The 13343-nt window shown below is 35.8% G+C and carries 14 protein-coding genes, 1 tRNA gene and 1 pseudogene; 11 read left to right on the top strand and 5 right to left on the bottom strand.

Features of this window, described 5'->3' with window-relative positions:
* Positions 1-28 precede the first annotated feature (28 nt).
* Entirely contained in the window at positions 29-1069 is a 1041-nt protein-coding gene (locus RRF69_RS04440) for an aldo/keto reductase (RefSeq protein WP_316940751.1), read from the top strand.
* 104 nt (positions 1070-1173) lie between these two features.
* Here RRF69_RS04440 and RRF69_RS04435 read toward each other — a convergent pair whose 3' ends face one another.
* Both RRF69_RS04435 and RRF69_RS04430 read right to left on the bottom strand, forming a co-directional pair.
* A complete protein-coding gene (locus RRF69_RS04435) occupies positions 1174-1476 on the bottom strand; it encodes a DUF6370 family protein (protein ID WP_316940750.1) in 303 nt (100 codons plus the stop codon).
* Positions 1477-1533: 57 nt separating this feature from the next.
* A complete protein-coding gene (locus tag RRF69_RS04430) occupies positions 1534-3222 on the bottom strand; it encodes a glutamine--tRNA ligase/YqeY domain fusion protein (protein WP_316940749.1) in 1689 nt (562 codons plus the stop codon).
* Between the two features lie 111 nt (positions 3223-3333).
* On the opposite strand from RRF69_RS04430, the gene RRF69_RS04425 reads away from it, so the two are divergent.
* The 10 genes and pseudogenes from RRF69_RS04425 to RRF69_RS04380 all read left to right on the top strand — a co-directional run bounded on the left by RRF69_RS04425 (position 3334) and on the right by RRF69_RS04380 (position 10474).
* Complete coding sequence (locus RRF69_RS04425) at positions 3334-3549, top strand: zinc ribbon domain-containing protein (RefSeq protein WP_316940748.1); 216 nt, start codon at positions 3334-3336, stop codon at positions 3547-3549.
* A gap of 130 nt (positions 3550-3679) precedes the next feature.
* Positions 3680-4096: a DUF2452 domain-containing protein gene (locus RRF69_RS04420; protein WP_316940747.1), complete on the top strand. Its 417-nt coding sequence runs from the start codon at positions 3680-3682 to the stop codon at positions 4094-4096.
* A 47-nt stretch (positions 4097-4143) separates the two neighbouring features.
* On the top strand, positions 4144-4500 hold the full coding sequence (gene folB / locus RRF69_RS04415; protein WP_316940746.1) for a dihydroneopterin aldolase: 357 nt from the start codon (positions 4144-4146) through the stop codon (positions 4498-4500).
* 119 nt (positions 4501-4619) lie between these two features.
* A tRNA-Cys gene (locus RRF69_RS04410) sits at positions 4620-4690 on the top strand.
* Between the two features lie 144 nt (positions 4691-4834).
* Positions 4835-5836, top strand: a complete 1002-nt coding sequence (locus RRF69_RS04405) for an SMP-30/gluconolactonase/LRE family protein (protein WP_316940745.1) — start codon at positions 4835-4837, stop codon at positions 5834-5836.
* Positions 5837-5926: 90 nt separating this feature from the next.
* A complete protein-coding gene (locus RRF69_RS04400; RefSeq protein WP_316940744.1) occupies positions 5927-6772 on the top strand; it encodes an MBL fold metallo-hydrolase in 846 nt (281 codons plus the stop codon).
* Between the two features lie 82 nt (positions 6773-6854).
* The gene (locus tag RRF69_RS04395) at positions 6855-7055 is read left to right on the top strand and encodes a hypothetical protein (protein WP_316940743.1); all 201 of its coding nucleotides are present in this window, start codon (positions 6855-6857) and stop codon (positions 7053-7055) included.
* Positions 7052-7192: a hypothetical protein gene (locus RRF69_RS04390; protein ID WP_316940742.1), complete on the top strand. Its 141-nt coding sequence runs from the start codon at positions 7052-7054 to the stop codon at positions 7190-7192. Before RRF69_RS04395 ends, RRF69_RS04390 begins: the two co-directional genes overlap by 4 nt.
* 126 nt (positions 7193-7318) lie before the next feature.
* Positions 7319-8569, top strand: a complete 1251-nt coding sequence (locus RRF69_RS04385) for a S8 family serine peptidase (protein WP_316940741.1) — start codon at positions 7319-7321, stop codon at positions 8567-8569.
* A 66-nt stretch (positions 8570-8635) separates the two neighbouring features.
* Positions 8636-10474, top strand: a pseudogene (locus RRF69_RS04380) (M1 family metallopeptidase).
* 48 nt (positions 10475-10522) lie between these two features.
* On the opposite strand, the gene RRF69_RS04375 reads toward RRF69_RS04380, so the two are convergent.
* The 3 genes from RRF69_RS04375 to RRF69_RS04365 form a co-directional block, all read right to left on the bottom strand.
* Entirely contained in the window at positions 10523-11197 is a 675-nt protein-coding gene (locus tag RRF69_RS04375) for a LysE family translocator (RefSeq protein WP_316940740.1), read from the bottom strand.
* A 96-nt stretch (positions 11198-11293) separates the two neighbouring features.
* Entirely contained in the window at positions 11294-12340 is a 1047-nt protein-coding gene (locus RRF69_RS04370) for a ferredoxin--NADP reductase (RefSeq protein ID WP_316940739.1), read from the bottom strand.
* Between the two features lie 11 nt (positions 12341-12351).
* Positions 12352-13341, bottom strand: coding sequence for an aspartate-semialdehyde dehydrogenase (locus tag RRF69_RS04365; protein ID WP_316940738.1), 990 nt, complete (start codon positions 13339-13341; stop codon positions 12352-12354).
* Positions 13342-13343 lie beyond the last annotated feature (2 nt).

The following is a 13343-nucleotide window of genomic DNA, read 5'->3' as shown; positions in this document are numbered from 1 at the left end:
TTAAAATCATACAATTTTATAACAACAAATGAAATATACAATACTACCCAACACCACCATCAAAGTTTCTAAAATTTGTTTAGGAACTATGACCTGTGGAAATCAGAACACCCAAGAAGAAGCCTTTGAACAAATGGATTACGCCTTAACACAAGGGGTCAATTTCTTTGATACTGCCGAATTGTATCCAGTGCCAGCAACTCCAGAAACCTATGCCGATACGGAAAGGATAATTGGGAATTGGTTTCAGAAAACTGGAAATAGAGATCAGATCGTTTTAGCAAGTAAAATTGCTGGTGGCGGAGATTATACCAAACACATTAGAGCAGGAGGATTTACAAAACAAAACCTTACAGAAGCGATAGAAGGCAGCCTTCAACGCCTTAAGACAGACTATTTAGACTTGTACCAATTGCATTGGCCTTCTCGAGGAGTCAATTGTTTTGGTGTCAGAGATTATCCGTTTGAAACATCAACCAAAGAAGCTGAAAATCATTTAGAGATTCTAGAAACCTTAAACACTTTTGTCAAAGCAGGAACTATCAAAGCGATAGGACTTTCCAACGAAACTCCGTGGGGTACCATGAAGTATTTAGAAACTGCAGCTACCCATAATTTAGTCAGACCCGTAACTGTTCAGAATTCGTATTCGATGATTCATAGAGCTTATGAATATGGAATGTCTGAAGTATCCATGCGAGAAAATATCGGTTTGTTAGCATATTCGCCCTTGGCACAAGGAGTTTTGTCTGGAAAATATTTAGATGGAAAGAGTCCGGAAGGATCTAGAGGAAATTTGTTTCCAAGATTTGTGGCGCGGTATATGGGCGATGGCTCTACTCAAGCCGTAAGACAATATGATGCAATTGCAAAGAAAAATGGATTAACGTTGTCTGAATTATCGTTGGCATTTATCAATCAATTACCATTTTTAACCAGTAATATTATTGGAGCTACAAAAATGGATCAGTTGAAAGAGAATATTGGAAGTATTGATATTGACTTGAGTGCTGAAACACTTGCAGAGATCAATGCAGTGCACGCAGAGATCCCAAATCCAGCACCATAATAGAAGTTTTAAAACGCATAAAAAACCCAAAAGAATATCTCTTTTGGGTTTTTTTATATTTGAATCGTTGTTTACAAATAGGGGTTGTTATAAAAAATAATCTGTTATTCTGTGATGGTAATTTTTTTAGCTATAAAACGTCCATTTTCAATAAGACCTCTTATTTCTGCTGTTCGAATTACTTCGCAAAATCCAGTTTGTTTGTCATGGGCATCTCCAAAATCGTCAATCCTAAATCCATCAACAAAATAAGCTTGATTCTCAAAACGGACCGCTAAACTACATCCGTTTTCAGAATCCATTTCAAACTGGCATTGCCCGCAAGAAATTTCGGTTCTAGTTGTAATTTCTTTTTTGTTTCCACATGAAGCTAGTGCTAGCAAGCATAAAATGAAAATTTTTTTCATAGATATCGAATTTTAAATAATCGTGTATTATGAACTACTCTCTACCACAGACCAATGCTATTGTCCACTTCCCCAAGAATCTCTCAGACCAACGGTCTTGTTGAATACTAAATTGTCGGAAGTAGAATCATCATCCACGTTAAAATAGCCCAAACGTTGAAATTGAAAACGTTCACCAATTTTTGCAGTCTGTAAACTAGGCTCTACAAAAGCAGTAATGATCTCTAAAGAATTTGGATTTACAAACTCCATATAATCTTTGTCTTTATGTCCGTCTGGAGCTTCTTCTAAAAACAAACGATCATAGGCCCTTACTTCAGCTTTTAGAGCATGTTTTATAGAAACCCAATGCAATGTTCCTTTTACTTTTCGTTTGCTTTCTTCGGTGTCGCTTCCAGATTTTGTAAGGGGATCATAGGTGCAGTGAATTACGGTTACTTCTCCGTTTTCATCTTTTTCACAACTTGTTGCCGTAATAAAATAGGCGTTCTTCAATCGAACTTCTTTTCCTAATTTTAATCGAAAAAACTTCTTATTAGCTTCCTCTCTAAAGTCTTCTCTTTCAATATAAATTTCTCTTGAAAAAGGAACCTCTCTATAGCCAGCGCTTTCATCTTCTTGATTATTCTCGGCAATCAATAGCTCTTCTTGTCCTTCGGGGTAATTGTCAATAATCACCTTTACTGGATCTAAAACGGCCATAACTCTGTTGGCTGTACTATTTAAATCCTCACGAATTTTAAATTCCAATAAAGCCACATCGATGATGTTTTCACGTTTTGAAACACCTACGGTTTCAATAAAATTTTTGATGGATTCTGGAGTATACCCGCGTCTTCTCAAACCAGAAATTGTGGGCATTCTTGGGTCATCCCAACCAGAAACGATGTTTTCTTCAACCAATTTCAACAACTTTCGCTTACTCATAATGGTATAGCTTAAGTTCAGTCGAGAAAATTCACGTTGTTTTGGGGGATTTGGCAAATCAGATTTGCTATATGCATAGACATGATCACGGAACCAGTTGTACAATTCTCGATGGGGTTTAAATTCTAATGAACACAAAGAATGTGAAACTTGTTCGATATAGTCACTCTCACCGTGTGTCCAATCGTACATCGGATAAATGCACCAATCATTCCCTGTTCTGTGATGTGCTTTGAACATAATTCGGTACATCAATGGATCTCGTAACAACATATTGGGACTCGACATGTCAATTTTTGCTCGTAAGGTGTGTGCACCTTCTTCAAATTTTCCATCTTTCATTCCCTGAAACAATTCTAAGTTTTCTTCTACAGAACGATTTCTAAAAGGGCTATTTGTTCCAACAGTGGTTGGAGTTCCTTTTTGAATTCGCATTTGCTCTGAAGATTGTGAGTCAACATATGCTTTTTCGTCTTTAATCAACAATACTGCCCAATCGTACAATTGCTGAAAATAATCTGAAGAATAACATTCGTTTGCCCATGTATAGCCTAACCAAGAAATATCATGCTTAATTGCATCGACATATTCTTGTTCTTCTTTGACAGGATTTGTATCATCAAAGCGCAAGTTTACAGGAGCATTGTATTTCTGTCCTAACCCAAAACTAATTCCAATAGCTTTGGTATGACCAATGTGTAAATATCCATTTGGTTCTGGTGGAAATCGAAAACGCAAATTTTCTTTTGGCATTCCATTTCCCAAATCTTCTTCAATAATTTGCTCTAAAAAATTGAGCGATTTTTTCTCTTCAGACATAAATTGTTGCGACAAAATTAGTACACAAAATTACACAAAATACTTCATTGGCATTGAGTGTTTTGTAACAAAAGTGTAAATTGAGCAACGAATAAAAAAACATTAGATATCATGAGCGATCAAATTAGAAACTACACTTGCCCAAAATGCAATTGCAAAACCTATAAGTTGGGAGAAATGCGCGCAACAGGAGGGACCTTGTCAAAAATATTTGACATTCAAAATCAGAAATTCACTAGCGTGACCTGTGAGCAATGTACCTATACCGAATTCTACAAAACTAAAACGAGCGCGATTAGCAATGTTTTTGATTTTTTCACGAATTAATACTCATTCCTAGTATAATTATTTGGTGTCTTTGTGTAGATGCGATTTATTGCATCATCAAATACATTTTGCGGATTAAAATTTCCATAATTTAGGAGGGAATATGCTTTTTATCGTATTTTTGCAGGGTATGAAAGATGAAGCAAAAAAACCAGATTTGGTTGTTTTTAATGACGAAACAAAGCAGTATGACGCTGCTTTAAAGCCTTACGGAACCTCTGCGAGCTCTCCCGTTATTACCCCATTGAATACTGCGAGTTGGAAAAACGATGGGATACAGCGTGTAAACAAGCAGTTGAAATCGAAGTTTGACGAGGTTAAAAAAGAATACGAAAGCTTATTGCTAAAGTTTGAGTACAACGATTTAATTTACAATGCAAAATTTAGTTTTGAGCCTATCTTTGGAGAAACCTATTACTTGTATAATAACAAGAATGCAGAGCCTTTTTTATCGATTATTTCACCCGATCAATGCAGTTTTGACTATATCGGTTCCTTTCGATTGAATACAGATAAAATGTGGGAAAAAATAGAGGAAAATAAATAAAGCTTTGAAAGGGGTTTAAACTCCTTTTAGGGTTAAAATACATCAAAATGGGAATTATAAAAATCAACAACATTAAGTTGTACGCTTATCATGGTTGTTTGGAGGAAGAGGCGAAAATTGGTTCCGATTATCGTGTTGATGTTGCAATTAAAGCAGACTTAAAAAAATCGGCACAATCAGATGTGTTAGCACATACGGTAGATTATGTACATCTAAATCATATCGTAAAACAAGAAATGGCTATTCGTTCAGAATTATTAGAAGTTGTTGCACAGCGAATTTTAGACCGTTTCTTTCAAGAACTTTCCATGATTCAAAAAGCAAAGGTTTCTGTTTCAAAAATAAATCCACCCATGGGTGGGAATGTAGAGGAAGTTGTGATCATTCTCACAAAAAAGCGATAACACAAAAAAAGACTTGCAATATTTGTAAATTTACGTAAATTTGCAATCCTTAAATTTGACAACCCATTGTAGGGGAATGCTCATGCAAGGTATCAGAGGAGACTTTGAAAAAACAATAAGGTGTCGTGGCCGAGTGGCTAGGCAATGGTCTGCAACACCATCTACAGCGGTTCGAGTCCGCTCGACACCTCTAAAAACTCCGAACTATAATTTATATTTCGGAGTTTTTTATTTTTAGAACTTCTCTGACACTTTCTTCAAAACAGACCACCTTTTTTTGAATTCTCGTTTTATTGTCTTTAATTTACAAGACGCTATGAAAATTCACGTCTACATGATACTAATAAATCGTCATTTCAAACCTATTTTTAAAACCTCCATTCTTTTAAAAGGAGTACTATTTATGATGTTCTGTTTTTCTGTAGTTTCATGTTCAAAAACTAAAAATCAAAGAGCGGTTTTGGCTTTTGAAATGCAATCTCTTTTGGGTGAAGGCGCTCTATGGGATTCCGAAAAAGAAGTTTTATACTGGGTAGATATTGATGGGGAAAAATTACATATCTATACGCCTAAAACAAATGAGAATCGAACTTTGGTGATGCCTTCGAAGCCGGGAACCGTTGTTCCTATTGATAGTACCTATGTTTTGGTTGCTTTGGAGGATGGAATTCATAGGGTAAATACAACATCGGGTTCAACTACACCGTTTGTCAATATGGCTGCAGATTTGGTTGGAAGCAGGCTGAATGACGGAAAGTGCGACCCAAGTGGACGTCTTTGGGTAGGTTCGATGCACTTTGATCAATTGCCTCAAAAAGCGAATTTATTTTTAGTAGATTCTTCTAGAACTGTTACAATCAAAAAAGATCGTATTACGATTTCGAACGGAATTGTATGGACTGCTGATAAGAAAACCATGTATTTTATCGATACGCCTACCCTCGAAATTAAGGGCTATGACTATAACGACACAACTGGCGAAATTTCAAATGAAAGAGTAGCTGTAAAAGTAGACTCTTCTCTAGGTTTTCCTGATGGAATGACCATAGATGAAGAAGACATGCTTTGGGTTGGAATGTGGAATGGGAATGCAGTGGTTCGATTCAATCCAATTACTGGAAACGTTGATCGAAAAATTGAAGTCCCTGCACACAATGTTACTTCATGTGCTTTTGGGGGTGATGACTTAGCAACCCTTTACATTACAACAGCAAGAGAAGATATGACTCTGGAAGAGCTGAACGAAAACCCTTTATCGGGCTCTGTTTTCAAAGTCATACCAGGAGTGAGAGGAGTAAAAAGTAATTTTTTTGGGCAATCTAACCACAGCAAATAAAATTAAAATAATGAAGGAGGTAAATTCCCTACAAAAGCTTTAGAATTTTATTAACAATAAAGTGCATTTTTTTCTGCATATTTGATCTCCATGAAAATATATCCAATAGAGACCGGAAATTTTAAGTTAGATGGAGGTGCCATGTTTGGTGTCGTTCCTAAAACCATTTGGCAAAAAACCAATCCTGCAGATGCAAATAACTTAATAGATATGAGCATGAGATGTATGTTGATCGAAGACGGTGATCGACTAATTCTAATAGATACTGGTTTGGGGAACAAGCAATCTCAAAAGTTTTTTGGATATTATTCGCTGTTTGGAGATTTCACTTTAGCGAATTCACTTGCAAAACACGGTTTCCATAGTGATGATATTACCGATGTGTTTTTAACACATTTGCATTTTGACCATTGTGGAGGAGTCATCGAATGGAATGCTTCAAAAACCCTTTTACAACCTGCATTTAAGAATGCTAAAATCTGGTCTAATGACAATCATTGGAAATGGGCAACCCATCCAAATCCTAGAGAAAAAGCTTCTTTTTTAAAGGAAAACATTCAGCCAATTCATGAAAGTGGACAATTAAATTATATCCATAGCAATGCAATAGACCAAATCGGTTTTGATGTACTGTTTATGGACGGACATACAGAAAAACAAATGTTACCAAAAATTCATTATCAAGAAAAAACGATTGTTTTTATGGCAGACTTATTGCCTACTGTTGGGCATATTCCACTACCCTATGTGATGGGCTATGACACCAGACCTTTACTAACCATAGAAGAAAAAGCAGCTTTTTTAAATGAAGCGGCAACTCAGAATTATTATCTATATTTAGAACACGACGCGACCCACGAATTATGCACTGTAGCGCATACAGAAAAAGGAGTTCGATTGAAAGAAACGTTTAAATTTACAGAAATCTTTAGTTAACAAAAAAATCAATTTAAAAATCGATAAGCAAATTTTAATAACAGGTAAAAAAAGCTTATTTATGACCACTAAAAATAATATTATGAAAATTCTAAGACCACTATTGTATTCGGCTGTTGCTGGATGTTTGTTCGCAAGTTGTAAAGCATCAATTACAACTATTCCTGTTCCTAATGGAAGCTCTTTCAGTATTAATATTCCTGCTAAAAAAGGAAATTTAACCGATGAGGAGATGTATCGATGGAGTCATGCTGATTTAGAAAAAGATTCTATTCCAGGATGAGTATCGCTAAAGCATATCAGTTTTTAGAAGGAAAAAAAGGAACCACCGTTGTTGTTGCCATTGCCGATTCTGGAGTTGATATAGAACATGAAGATTTAAAAAACGTAGCTTGGACAAACCCTAAAGAAATACCATAAAACAATATTGATGACGATAAAAATGGGTATGTAGACGATATTCACGGATGGAATTTCTTAGGAAATGAAGATGGTGATATTGTTGTAGCAGATCAGTTAGAAATTACACGTATTGTAAAAAAAGGAATGGATGTCTTTGGCGATAAAGTTGCCTCAGAAATTGCTGAAGAAGATCGCACTGAATATGAAAATTTTTTAAAAATACAAGAAGAGTTTAAATCTGTTTCTGATGCAAAAAAAGCAGAGATCGCTAACTTAGAGAAAACTGCAGAAAGAATACTTCAGATTGAAGAAAACTTTAAAGCAGTGAAGGAGTTGGTTGGAAAAGAAGACTTTACTGAAGAAGACTTAAAAGCACTAAAAACAGAAGACCCAAAGGAGGCTGTACAAATAGCGGATCTTATAGGTCTTTTAAGTAATGGGGCAACAGAAAAAGGCTTATTAGAATATAAAGCAAGACTTTTAGAGTACAAAGAAAGTCAAGAGGCTACGAAAAGTTACGATCTTGAATTTAACGAACGTCAATCATTAGGGGATGATTTGTATGATATTACTGATACATCGTATGGAAATAATAATGTCATTGGGTCTAAAGATTTAGAAAGTCATGGAACACATGTTGCAGGAATTGTTGCTGCATCAAGAAACAACAACAAAGGAGTTGATGGTGTTGCCAACCATGTAAAAATTATGGCAGTACGTGTAGTTCCAGACGGAGACGAACACGATAAAGATGTTGCTTTGGGAATTCGCTATGCAGTTGACAATGGGGCGAAAATTATCAACACGAGTTTTGGTAAAAAATACTCCCCAAATAAAGAATGGGTTTTTGAGGCAATTCAATATGCAGCCCAAAAAGATGTTTTAATTGTAAATGCTGCAGGAAACGATGGTAAAAATATTGATATTGAAAAAACCTATCCTAACGATTCAAAAGATTTGGTCAATGAAATTTCAGACAATGTGTTAACGCTTGGAGCCATGAGTATGTATTATGATGAAAGACTGCCTGCTAGTTTTTCCAATTATGGAAAAGTAAATGTAGATGTTTTTGCTCCAGGAGTCGGTATTTATTCTACAATACCAAACGATGACTATGCTTCTTACAATGGAACTTCTATGGCGGCACCTTCTGCAGCAGGTATTGCAGCTTTGGTTCGATCGTATTATCCACAATTATCCGCAAGTCAAGTAAAACATATTTTAATGAATTCGGGTATTAAAATTGATTTTGATGTTATCCAACCAGGATCTCAATCTGATGAAAATCCTACAGGAGATAAAATTCCCTTTGCAGAGATGTCTGTTTCTGGACGTGTAGTGAATGCATACAATGCTTTAAGAATGGCGGATCAAATAGTAAACGGAAAAAAATAATAAAAACAAACAGCGAGATTAACCTTGCTGTTTGTTACTTTTAATATTCAATTTAATTTTTATAAAATGAAGAAAATACTTTTAGTAACTCTTTCGGCAGTGTTTTTCCTTTCATGTATTCAATCAAAAGTTGTGGTTCACAAGCAGTCAAAGGATGTGTCCCAATATTGGCAACAACACATCGATTATACCATGGATATTGACGTTGATGTTCAGAACTATCAATACAAAGGGACACAGAAAGCGGTATATACCAATAATTCACCAGATGAATTGACAAAAGTATTTTATCATCTTTACTTTAATGCCTTTCAGCCTTAGTTCTCAAATGGATATAAGATCTTTAAATATTAAAGATCCAGACAGAAGAGTACAGGACCGAATTAGCAGATTACAGCCAAATGAAATTGGATACATCAAGGTACAAACACTAAAACAAGACGGAACCGAAGTTGCTTTTGAGACTGTTGGAACGATTTTGGAAGTTAGGTTGGATGCTCCAATTGCACCAGGAGAAAGTGTCACTTTTGACATGATTTTTGATGCACAAATACCTCTACAAATACGTCGAACGGGAAGAAATAACAAAGAAGGAGTTGCCCTTTCTATGGCGCAGTGGTATCCGAAAATGGCAGAATACGATTTTCAAGGTTGGCATACACCTCCTTATATTGCTCGTGAATTTCACGGTGTTTGGGGAAATTTTGATGTAACCTTACATCTTGATAAAACCTATATCGTAGGTGGAACAGGCTATCTACAAAATCCCCAAGAAATTGGCTTTGGCTATGAAGACCCAAGCAAGCCTTTAGCCATTCCTGATTCAGAAAAACTTACTTGGCACTTCAAAGCTCCCAATGTACATGATTTTATGTGGGCAGCAGATCCAGAGTACAAACACGATGTGCTTACAATGAAGAATGGGATAGATTTACACTTTTTGTATAAGAAAAATTTAGCTCCAGAATATTTGCAAAATTGGAAAGACTTACAAGAACCTACTGCAAAGTTGATGAAGTATTTTAGTGAACATGTTGGGCAATATCCGTACAAGCAATATTCGGTAATTCAAGGAGGAGATGGCGGAATGGAATATGCAATGTCGACTTTAATCACAGGACAACGAAAATTTGGAAGCCTTTTTGGTGTTACAGCTCATGAAATGGCACATACGTGGTTTCAATTTCTGTTAGCCTCAAACGAGAGTTTGCACCTATATTGGATGAAGGATTTGCTTCCTATATTTCCAACAAAGCTTCTGCAGAAATTTTAGATGCAGGAACTGGAGGGAATCCAAATACGGGTCCGTATAGAGGATATAACTATATCGTAAAGAATGGGTTGGAAGAGCCCTTAACGACACATGCAGATCGATACAATACCAACGCTGCCTATGGAACTGGAAGCTACGGAAAAGGAAGTATGTTTTTATCTCAATTAGAATACATTATTGGTGCTGAGAATGTTGCCAATGGATTGAAAAAATATTTTACCGATTTTAGTTTTAAACACCCTACTCCAAATGATATTAAAAGAACAATGGAGAAGGTTTCTGGGATTCATTTAGGGTGGTATTTGAATGAATGGATTCAAACTACGCATACAATAGATTATGGAATAAAATCGGTCGATGGCAAGCAAATAGTTCTAGAAAGAATTGGAAAAATGCCAATGCCTATAGATGTTGAGGTAAGGTATACGGATGGTTCTACAGAAGCATTTAATATTCCTTTAAGAATGATGAGAGGAAGTAAGCCAACTGATGCAACAGTTCTTGAAGACTGGGCTTGGGCACATCCAACCTATACATTTACAGCCTCAAAAACGGTTGCAGCTGTTGCAATTGATACCAGTAAGTTGATGGCAGATATCGATGATGAAAACAATGTTTTTGAAGTAAAATAGTTTTAATTAAAAATAGCTCAAATAAGCGAGGCGAAAGCCTTGCTTTTTTTATTCACTCATTTGTATAAAACCATCTAATTTTTCATTGGGGATAAACCCTTTTAGCATTAAGATGACTCCACTAACAATTAATAGAATTCCCATAATTTTTTTTACACGAAGAATTACTGGAGCGGTCATTTTACTTTTCAATTGTTTTGCTAAAAAAATCTTTCCTAAATCCGTCATAAAGTATCCAACTAGGATGGTTCCAAAATACCAAAAAATAGCTGTTTGATTCATTTTAAGTGTCGGGCCAATCAACAGTACAATACCCAGCCAAAAGGCAAGGACACCCACGTTGATAAAGTTCAGAAAAAAACCTTTGATAAAAAGTTTTAGGTAGTTGTTTTGAATTGGAACATTAACTATGTTTACAGAAGCCAATGCTTCTTTTTTATTTTCTTTTTCTAGATAGGTAATTAAACCATAGATAATCAAAACCAAACCACCGATGAAGAAAAGTCTTGGGTCATCTTTTATTTTTTCTAGCAAAGATCGGCTTCCATAATACGCGATTAAAATAAAAGCCAAGTCTCCTAAAATAACACCTAGATCAAAAGCAATAGCCGCTCTTGCACCTTTTATTATACTGGTTTGGATCAGCATAAAAAAAACAGGACCAATCATGAATGCCATGAAAAACCCAATAAAAAAAGCATTTTTAAAGTCGTAAAAATCCATTGTTAAAAATAGGGATAATAATTTTGATTCTAAATTCTCTTTTTCAAGGGAGTCCAAATCCCTGAAAAAAAGGGATGAAGATCGAATTACACCATTTTATACATCATCAAAATCAATGGTGATGCTAGCTGTTGTTGGATGCGCTTGACAGGTTAGAATAAACCCATCTGCCAGTTCACTATCCGTTAGAATAGAGTTTTTAACCATTACTGCTTTTCCTTCTGTAACTTTTGCCAAACAAGAGCTACAGACACCTCCTTGGCAGGAATAAGGTGCGTCAATGTCGTTTCGTAAACTTGCTGCCAAAAGATCATCCGTTTGAGACATGGTAAATGTCAGTTCCTCATCGTCTAAAATGACTGTAACTGCTGTAAGTCCTTCTTGTACTTGTGCTGCTTTTTCAACATCTACTGTAGCAGTAAAAAGTTCAAAATGAATATTCTCTTTTTTGATGTTGTTTTTTTCGAGAGTTTTTGAAGCTTCTTTAATCATTTCTTCAGGACCACACAAAAAGGCAGCGTCAAAAGAAGTTTCTTTGTACCTGTTTTTTACGATATAATTGGTCACGTTTTCGTCAATTCTTCCACGTAAACAATTTTTCACTTCTTCTCTGGTGAAAATATAATGAAGATTGAATCTGTCAGTATATCTTTCTTTTAGACTGTTTAAGGCGTCATAAAAGATTGTATCAGCAACCGTTTTGTTTCCATATACTAGGGTGAATGTTGCGCTAGGTTCGGTTTCTAAAACTGTCTCCAACATTGAACGTAGTGGAGTGATTCCAGAGCCTGCTGCAAAACCAATATAATTTTTGTTTGCTCCGGGGCTCAGTAAAAAACGTCCTTCTGGGGCAGAGATTTCAATCGAATCTCCTGCTTTTAGTTTTGAGGTAGCATAGGTAGAAAACACTCCTTTTTCAACGGCTTTGATAGCTACACGAAGTTCTCCACTTTTTGGTGTTGAACAAATTGAATAGGCTCTTCGAATCCTTGAACCGTTAATTTCTAGTTGAAGTGTAATGTATTGTCCTGCCGAAAAAACAAATTCAGATTGTAAATTTTCAGGAATCTCAAAAACAACAGAAACCGCATGAGCGGTTTCTTGTTTTATTTCTTTAATATGTACTTTATAAAATGTTGCCATTAAAATTGATGTTACACCAAATTATTTGCAATCAAATATTCGGCAATTTGAATTGTGTTGGTTGCAGCTCCTTTTCTAAGGTTGTCAGCTACAATCCACAAATTTAAGGTATTTTCTTGAGATTCATCTCTTCGAATACGCCCAACAAATACTTCGTCTTTATCGAAGGCAAGTATAGGCATCGGATAGATGTTGTTTGCCAAATCATCTTGCACAATAACTCCTGGAGTATCCGATAAAAGTTGACGTACTTCTGTAAGATCAAAATCATTTTCAAACTGTACATTTACTGCTTCAGAGTGTCCTCCAGCAGTAGGGATTCTCACTGCAGTTGCTGTTACAGAAAAAGAATTGTCACGTAATATTTTCTTTGGTTCTTTGACCAATTTCATTTCCTCTTTGGTGTATCCGTTTTCTAAAAAAACATCACAATGAGGCAATGCATTTCGACCAATTTTATGTGGATATGCCATTTCTCCTTCAATACCAGCTTCTTCATTGTCTAATTGTTGGACAGCTTTGACACCTGTTCCAGAAACAGATTGGTAGGTAGAAATCACTACACGTTTCATTGTGTATTTTTTGTGTAAAGGCGCTAAAGCCATTACCAACTGAATGGTAGAACAGTTTGGGTTTGCAATAATTTTATCATCACCAGTCAATACATCTCCATTGATTTCTGGAACGACCAATTTCTTTGTTGGATCCATTCTCCATGCAGAAGAGTTGTCAATAACAGTGGTGCCAACTTCAGCAAATTTTGGCGCCCATTCTAAAGAAGTTTCTCCTCCTGCAGAGAACAATGCAATATCTGGTTTCATTTGAAGAGCATCTTCCAAAGTCACCACAGTATAATCGTTTCCTTTGTACGATAGTTTTTTACCTGCAGATCTTGCCGATGCAACTGGAATGAGTTCCGTTATGGGTAAATTACGTTCTTCTAATACTTTCAACATTACTGTGCCAACCATACCAGTTGCGCCTACAACAGCTACTTTCATAA

Origin of the sequence: Polaribacter sp. HL-MS24 (assembly GCF_032758595.1) — a bacterium.
Taxonomy (GTDB): Bacteria; Bacteroidota; Bacteroidia; order Flavobacteriales; family Flavobacteriaceae; genus Polaribacter.
This window is presented reverse-complemented; position numbering and strand designations above follow the sequence as displayed.